Here is a 7265-nt window from a genome sequence, read left to right as displayed (position 1 = left end):
GCGGGCAAATTCGACCTCGAAATCCGGTTCGGCGTCAAACACCTGGCCCAGAAGCTTCCGCACCAGCGCGGAATCATCGACCACCAGGATTTTGATCAAGAACCCGCCCGTTTCGTCTTGGCGGCAAAGGCGTCGAGAAGGCCGCGCTCCGACCGGCTAAGCAGTTCCGCCGGGTCGAGCAGCAGCACCAAGCGCCCGGCAGCCTCCAGATTGACCACCGCATGCACCAGCCGCGTCGCCTCGCCGGTCAGGTCGGGCGCCTGGTGCTGCTGCTCGACCCGGCGGAGCTGCTCAGCCGGTCGGAGCGCGGTCTGCTCGACGCCTTTGCGGCGAAGACGAAACGGGCGGATTCTTGATCAAAATCCTGGTCGTTGATGATTCCGCGCTGGTGCGGAAGTTGCTGGGCCAGGTCTTTGCCGCCGAACCGGATTTCGAGGTCGAATACGCCCGCAACGGGCTGGAGGCGCTGAGCCGCCACAAGCTGTTCGCGCCCGATGTGATCACGCTCGACGTGCACATGCCCGATATGGACGGCTTGGCCTGTCTCGACCGCATCATGGTCGAACGCCCCTGTCCGGTGGTCATGGTGTCGTCCGTGACGGCGGATGGCGCTGAGGCGACGCTGGAGGCCCTGCGCATGGGGGCCGTGGATTTCGTGACCAAGCCGACCGGCACGATGTCCCTGCGCATGGCCGAGCTGGCGCCGCGCCTGGTCGCGACGGTCCGGGCCGCAGCCGGGGCGAAGCTCAAATCCAGCCTGCGGCTGCGGGAGAAGGTCCGGCACCGCATCGGCGGTGCCCGGTCGGCACCCCGCACCCCGGCGCCGGCCGTCGATGCACCCGGGGCACGCATTGTCCCATCCGGCGGCGGCCTGGTCCTGGTCGGCACCTCGACCGGCGGGCCGCCGGCGCTGGAGGCGCTGCTGACGCGGCTGCCGCGGAGTTTTCCCTGGCCGATCCTGATTGCCCAGCACATGCCCGCCAGCTTCACCGGGCCGCTGGCGCGCCGGCTCGACGGCATCGCCGCGGTGTCGGTGACGGAGGTGGTGCGGCCGACCGAGCTGCAGCCCGGCTGTGCCTATATCGGCCGCGGCGATGCCGACCTGATCGTGTCCCGGCGCAGCGCCGGCCTCATGGCCATGCCGGCGCCGGCTCAGCCGGATTATCTGTGGCATCCCAGCGCCGACCGCTTGGTCAGGACCGCGATGACTCAAGTGCCGGGAACACAGCTCATCGGCATCCTGTTGACCGGCATGGGCAATGATGGAGCCGCGGCCATGACCATGCTCCGGGCCCAGGGCGGCAGGACTATTGCCGAGGCAGAGGAGACGGCCGTGGTGTGGGGCATGCCGGGTGAACTGGTGAAGGCGGATGGTGCGGACTGGGTCCTGCCGCTGCACAGGATCGCCGATCACCTTTGCACCCTGGTGCCGTGACATGCCGCTGATCCGCAAGGACCCTCCCACTGCCGCCCCGCAGACGAGTCCGGGACCGGCGATCGCCGATCTGTCGAGTGCCTCCGCCGACCGGCGCTGGGCCGCTGCGCGCAGTGCCGCGTCGGAGCCGGGCGGGATCGCGGCCCTCGGCCACGCCCTGGCGGTCGAGGCGAATGCAAGGGTGCGGGAGGCCATCCTGACCGCCCTGGCCCGCACCGGCAGTGCCGAGGCCGTCGACGCCGTGCTGCCCCATCTGCGGTCGGACGAATCCGGCCTGCGGACCGCAATCCTCGACACGTTGCGGCTGATGCCCCAGGCGCTCGCGCCGCGCTTGGCCGGGCTGTTGCACGACCCGGACGCCGATGTCCGCCTGCTGGCCTGCGACCTGGCGCGGGATCCGGCCATTGCGGGCGCGGCGGAGTTGCTCTGCGACCTGCTGCAGCATGATCCGAGCGCCAATGTGTGTGCGGCAGCGGTCGAGGTCCTGGCCGAGATCGGTGGCGAGAGCGCCTTGCCGGCCCTCGCGCAATGCCCGGAGCGATTCCCCGCCGACCCGTTCCTTGGCTTCGCCATCGAGATGGCGACCCGGCGGATCCTGTCGCAGTCGCCGGACGCCGATGGTTGAACCCCAGCCGGTGACGGCCGAGGAATTCCGCAGGCTCTGCGAATTCCTGTACCGGCGGACCGGATTGGTCTTCACCGAGGCGAAGCGCTACTATGTCGAACGGCGGGTGATCGACCGCATCGAGGCGACCGGCGCCGTATCGTTCGCCGATTACTTCGCCCTGTTGCGCAGCGACGTCCGTGGCGAGATCGAGCAGTTCATCAATGCCTTCACGGTCAACGAGACCTATTTCTACCGCGAAGATCATCAGCTCCGCTGTCTCACCAACGATCTGCTGCCCGAGCGGACGCGGTTGAAGGGCCGGGGCCAGACCATCCGGATCTGGTCGGTGCCCTGCGCGACGGGCGAAGAGCCCTATTCCATCGCCATCTGGCTGCTGGAGAACTGGCCCGACGTCGACGGCTACGACGTGGAGATCGTGGGTTCCGACATCGACACCCGCGTGCTGCAGGAGGCCGCCGCGGGGGTGTTCGGCAAGCGGGCCCTGATGCGGCTGTCGGAAGATTTGATCGCCAAGTATTTCGTCCCGTTGGACGAGGACCGCTGGACCATCCTCGACGACCTCAGGACTTCGATCCGCTTTACCCCCGCGAATCTGGTCGAATCCGGCGAAACCAGGCCGCACGGCCAGTTCGACGTGATCTTCTGCCGGAATGTCCTGATCTATTTCGACGATGCGTCGCGCCGGGTGGCGGCAGAGAATCTCTACGAGAACCTCGCGCCGGGCGGCTTCATCTGCCTGGGCCACACCGAGTCGATGAGCCGGATCTCGCCGCTGTTCGAGGCCCGCCGCTTCGGTGACGCGATCGTCTATCAACGCCCGCGGGAGGACAACCATGCCTGACGCCGCGGCGACGCGCATCCTGGTGGTCGACGATGCCGGCTTGGTCCGCCTGTATTATCGCGAAGCGCTGGAGCGGGCCGGCTACGCGGTGGACGAGGCTTTGAACGGGCTGGAGGCCCTCGAAAGACTGCTCACCGCCCCGGTCGATCTTCTCATCGTCGACATCAACATGCCGCAGATGGACGGCCTGACCTTCCTGCGGGTGCTACGTGGCCAAGCCGGTCCGAACGCGTCGATTCCGGCCCTGGTGACCAGCACGGAATCCGGCCCACAGGACCGGGCGGCGGCCCGCAGTGCCGGTGCGAATTTCTATCTGGTCAAGCCGGTCAGCCGGGAGATGCTGGTCGAGCATGCGGGGCTGCTGTGCGGGGTCCCGGCATGAACGAGTTCATCGAACAATTCCTGATCGAATCGCGAGAGCTGGTCGAGCAGGCCTCCGACGACCTGCTCGCCCTTGAGCAGCGGCCCGACGATGCTGAGCGGCTGGACAGCGCCTTTCGCGCCTTCCACACCCTGAAGGGTGGCGCCGGCATCGTGGATTTCACGGCGATGGCCCGGGCCCTTCATGGGGCCGAAGATGTGCTGGCCGCCCTGCGCGCTGGCACCGGCCGGGTCACCACCGACGTGGTCAGCGATTGCCTGGCCTGCCTCGACCAGGTGGTGCGATGGCTCGACCGGATGGCAGTGGACGGCGAGGCGCCTACGGATGCCGATGCTGCCGCGGATGCGATCGTGCAGCGTTTTGCAGGATCCAGCCTTCTGGCGACAGCGGCACCGTCCACCGGCTGGGTCGCGGCGCTGCTGGCCGGACACCCCGCCGCCGCGGTCCGGGCCCGGTCCGCCATCCGCTATGCGCCCGACGCGGACTGCTTTTTCCACGGCGAGGATCCCCTGGCCATGATCGCCGGGCTGGGCGGTGTCGAGGCCCTGCGGATCGAGACCGCCGAGCCGTGGCCGGAGCTCGACGCGCTGGATCCCTTCGCCTGTCGCCTGATCCTGCTCGTCCTCAGCACGGCGCCGGCCGAAGAGGCGGCGCGACAGCTGGCGTCGGTGCGCGACCAGGTCGAGATCCTGTCGCTGTCGCCGGTGCCCGGCAGCACGGATGCGGCCCTGTCATCGCCGGCCGCCCGGGCGGGGCTGGAAGAGCAGATCCTGCTGCTGGCCGACGCCGGCGCCGAAGGCCTGGCCGGGACGCTGGTGTCTGCGGGCAGGGTCGCCGCGAACGTCATGCGCGCCCAAGGCCATCAGGCGGATGCGGAGCGGCTCGGCAAAGCACTCGCCGGCAGTGAAGCCGCCCGCGATCCGACCGCCCTTCGCGCCGCGATCCGGCAGGTTCTGGACGGCTCAGCCGTCGCGCCGCCCAGCCAGGCGTCCGCCGAGCCGGATCCCGGCCCCGCCAGTCCCGACGGGACGGCGAGGGTGATGCGGGTCGATGTCGAGCGCATCGACGCCCTGATGAAACTGGCCGGTGAGCTGACCGTGGCGAAGAACGCCCTCGGCCATGCCCTGGGCCTGGCCCAGAACGGGGCTGATGGGCAGGCGCTGGCAACCGTTCTCAAAGACCAGCACGACCAGTTCGCGCGTCTGGTGGCCGAGCTGCAGCAGGCTGTGCTGAGCATCCGCGTCCTGCCGTTGCAGCAAGTGTTCCAGCGTTTCCCCCGCCTGGTGCGCGAAATGGCGGCCAGCCTCGGCAAGCAGGCGCGGCTGGTGGTCGAGGGCGGCGCGACCGAGGCTGACAAGACGATCGTCGAAGCGCTGTTCGAACCGCTGCTGCACGGCCTGCGCAATGCGGTGGACCATGGGATCGAGACGGCAGCCGACCGCGCGGCCCTCGGCAAGCCGGTGCCGGCCGTGATCCGCCTGGGCGCTGAGCGGATGGGCGAACAACTGGTGGTCAGCATTGCCGATGACGGCCGCGGCATCGATGTCGACAGGGTCCGCGGCATCGCCGCAGACCGTGGTCTCCTGCCGGCTGCGGATCTTGCCGCCCTGCCGGATGATAAGGTGGTCGACCTCGTCTTCGCGCCCGGCTTCTCGACGGCCGATGGGGTGAGCGGTTGGTCCGGGCGTGGCGTCGGGATGGATGCGATCCGCACGGCGGTGGAGCAGCTGGGCGGCCGGGTCGTCCTCGACAGCCGGGCAGGGCAGGGCGCCACGCTGCGCCTGACCTTGCCCTTCACCGTCATGATGACCCGGGTGATGACTGTCGAGGCCGGCGGCCAGATGTTCGGCATCCCCTTCGACGCCGTGGTGGAGACGGTGCGGGTCGGCCGGGACTGGATCGTGCCGATGGGGGCGGCCCAGGCCTTCGTGCTGCGGAACCGCACCATCCCGCTGATCGCCCTGGCCGAAGCCCTCGGGGGCCGCGCCGAAGCAGAACCCTCTCCTGAGGCCAATATCGTGGTCGCGGCGGTCGGGGGGCAGATGTGCGGCGTCGAGGTCGACCGCTTCGAGGGCCGGCTGGACGTCATGCTCAAGCCGATGGAAGGTCTGCTAGCCGGCATGCCGGGCCTGGCGGGGACGACCCTGTTGGGGGATGGACGCGTGCTGATCGTCCTCGATCTGCAGGGGTTGCTGCCATGAGCGTCGAACGCATCGATGACGCGACGATCCGGCTGTACGGAGTCTGCCCGATCGAGGATGCCGAGCCGCTGCTGCAATGCCTGCTGGCCGCCCCTGGGGCGGTCGTGGATTGGAGCGGCTGCGAGGCGGCGCACACCGCTGTCATCCAGATCCTGCTGGCGGCGCAGCCATCGCTGTGCGGACCGCCGCGCGGGGCCTTCCTGCGCGACGTGGTGGCCCCCTTGCTTGTCCACCCCGGGGATTAGGCTTAGCGTCTGCACCCCGGGGGTGCGATACAGGATGATTGCAATCGGATCCTGCACGGATCCGCTTCGGATGGCGGACATGACCTACAGAGTCCTCGTGGTGGACGACAGCAAGCTGGCGCGCATGGCGGTGGCGAAAGCGTTGCGGACGCTGCAGCCGGAATGGACCCGGGTCGAGGCGAGCAACGCCGAAGAGGCGCTGGCCCTGGTTCGCGAGTCCTTGGTCGACGTCGCGCTGCTCGATTTCAACATGCCGGGGCGGGACGGGCTGGACCTGGCGGCGGATCTGCGCAAGCTGCACCCCACGATGCCGGTGGCGTTGATTTCGGCCAACACCCAGGTCGAGATCGTCAACCGGACGCGCGAGATCGGGGCCACCTTCCTGCCGAAGCCGCTGGCGGACCTGGCCTTGAAAGAGTTCCTTGCCGCGGCGGCCCTTCAGCTTGCATCGGCATCGCAGTGACCGCCCCAAGCCTGACAATACTGGACGAGCTCGAGCTCGACGCCTTGACCGAGCTGGTCAACATCGGGGTCAGCCGTGCCGCCACCAACCTGCGCGACATGGTCGGCCAGCAGGTGCTGCTTTCGGTGCCGAATGTCTCGCTGATGGGGCGGGATCGCGCGATCGAGCTTCTTGACCAACGGGAGCCCAGGCGGCTCGTCGCGGTTCACCAGGTTTTCGAAGGGGATATCACCGGGCGGGCGCTGCTGATCTTCCCGGAGATCAAGAGCCTGGAACTGGTCCGGGCGGTGACCGGCGGCGACCTGCCGCTGGAGGACATCATCGAGCTCGAGCAGGAGGCGCTGACCGAGACGGGGAATGTTGTTCTCAACGGCTGCCTCGCCACCATGGCGAATATGCTGCAGCGGCGGCTGAAGATCTCGCTGCCGGAACTGCTGCGCGGTGAAGGACGGGAATTCTTCGAGATTGGGCCTCCACCCGAACGGGGAGATGTGGTGATCTTCATCTACATCGACTTTGTGGTGAAGAAGCATGATGTCAGCGGATACATTGCCATGCTGATGGACATGCCATCCCTGTCGGCCCTGCAGGGCCTGCTTCGTGACTTCATCGACCGGGCAACGGGTGACGGGGCGCCGGATGGCGATATCCAGGCCTGATCCGCAACTGCACGGTGCCGTCTTCGACGACCTGGACTGCGGCATCATCGTGCTGGATGCCGACCGGCGCATTGCCGGCTGGAACGCCTGGCTGGCGGCCGCGAGCGGTCTTGAGGCCGCGGCCTGCATCGGCAAAACCGTCGACGAGCTGTTCCCGCAACTGGGCCACGGGCGGCTGGCTTCGGCGATCCGGGAAGCCTTGGAGTCCGGCGCGTCGAGCGTGATGAGCCACGCGCTGCATGCGGCCGTGTTTCCGCTGAAGACGCGCAACGGCGGCGAGTTGATCCACAACGTCTCGATCCGCCCGCTTGGTGATGGGGCACCGCCCCGCGCCCTGATCCAGATCACGGACATCACGGCCGCCTCGCACCGCGAACAGATCCTGCGCGAGCGACAGAACGCCCGATACAA

Annotated in this window: 11 protein-coding genes; 10 read left to right on the top strand and 1 reads right to left on the bottom strand. The window is 68.4% G+C overall.

Annotation, left to right across the window (positions count from 1 at the left end; translation table 11 throughout):
• Positions 1-95: 95 nt before the first annotated feature.
• The gene (locus tag AC3XYG_RS35440; RefSeq protein WP_489144599.1) at positions 96-227 is read right to left on the bottom strand and encodes a hypothetical protein; all 132 of its coding nucleotides are present in this window, start codon (positions 225-227) and stop codon (positions 96-98) included.
• Between AC3XYG_RS35440 and AC3XYG_RS35435 the strand changes: the two genes are divergently transcribed.
• The 10 genes from AC3XYG_RS35435 to AC3XYG_RS35390 all read left to right on the top strand — a co-directional run.
• Positions 222-356 (top strand): hypothetical protein, encoded by a 135-nt coding sequence (locus AC3XYG_RS35435; RefSeq protein ID WP_489144598.1) that lies wholly within the window; start codon positions 222-224, stop codon positions 354-356. The two genes, AC3XYG_RS35440 and AC3XYG_RS35435, sit on opposite strands and share 6 nt — an antisense overlap.
• Complete coding sequence (cheB, locus tag AC3XYG_RS35430) at positions 353-1435, top strand: chemotaxis-specific protein-glutamate methyltransferase CheB (protein WP_489144597.1); 1083 nt, start codon at positions 353-355, stop codon at positions 1433-1435. The genes AC3XYG_RS35435 and cheB overlap by 4 nt, the downstream gene beginning before the upstream one ends.
• Position 1436: 1 nt before the next feature.
• Positions 1437-2060: a HEAT repeat domain-containing protein gene (locus AC3XYG_RS35425; protein WP_489144596.1), complete on the top strand. Its 624-nt coding sequence runs from the start codon at positions 1437-1439 to the stop codon at positions 2058-2060.
• Positions 2053-2904: a CheR family methyltransferase gene (locus AC3XYG_RS35420; RefSeq protein WP_489144595.1), complete on the top strand. Its 852-nt coding sequence runs from the start codon at positions 2053-2055 to the stop codon at positions 2902-2904. The genes AC3XYG_RS35425 and AC3XYG_RS35420 overlap by 8 nt, the downstream gene beginning before the upstream one ends.
• Complete coding sequence (locus tag AC3XYG_RS35415; RefSeq protein WP_489144594.1) at positions 2897-3286, top strand: response regulator; 390 nt, start codon at positions 2897-2899, stop codon at positions 3284-3286. Before AC3XYG_RS35420 ends, AC3XYG_RS35415 begins: the two co-directional genes overlap by 8 nt.
• Positions 3283-5487 carry a chemotaxis protein CheA gene (locus tag AC3XYG_RS35410; RefSeq protein ID WP_489144593.1) on the top strand — a complete coding sequence of 735 codons (2205 nt, stop codon included), beginning with the start codon at positions 3283-3285 and terminating at the stop codon, positions 5485-5487. The genes AC3XYG_RS35415 and AC3XYG_RS35410 overlap by 4 nt, the downstream gene beginning before the upstream one ends.
• On the top strand, positions 5484-5732 hold the full coding sequence (locus AC3XYG_RS35405) for a hypothetical protein (protein WP_489144592.1): 249 nt from the start codon (positions 5484-5486) through the stop codon (positions 5730-5732). Before AC3XYG_RS35410 ends, AC3XYG_RS35405 begins: the two co-directional genes overlap by 4 nt.
• Positions 5733-5811: 79 nt before the next feature.
• Positions 5812-6195, top strand: a complete 384-nt coding sequence (locus AC3XYG_RS35400; protein ID WP_489144591.1) for a response regulator transcription factor — start codon at positions 5812-5814, stop codon at positions 6193-6195.
• Positions 6196-6239: 44 nt separating this feature from the next.
• Positions 6240-6854 carry a chemotaxis protein CheX gene (locus tag AC3XYG_RS35395; protein WP_489144590.1) on the top strand — a complete coding sequence of 205 codons (615 nt, stop codon included), beginning with the start codon at positions 6240-6242 and terminating at the stop codon, positions 6852-6854.
• A partial coding sequence (locus AC3XYG_RS35390) for a PAS domain-containing protein (RefSeq protein WP_489144589.1) occupies positions 6835-7265 on the top strand: 431 nt, incomplete at its 3' end. The genes AC3XYG_RS35395 and AC3XYG_RS35390, both read left to right, overlap by 20 nt.

It is taken from the genome of Inquilinus sp. (genome assembly GCF_057815775.1).
Note: the sequence above shows the minus strand (reverse complement) of the source record. Positions and strands in the feature narration are given on the sequence as shown.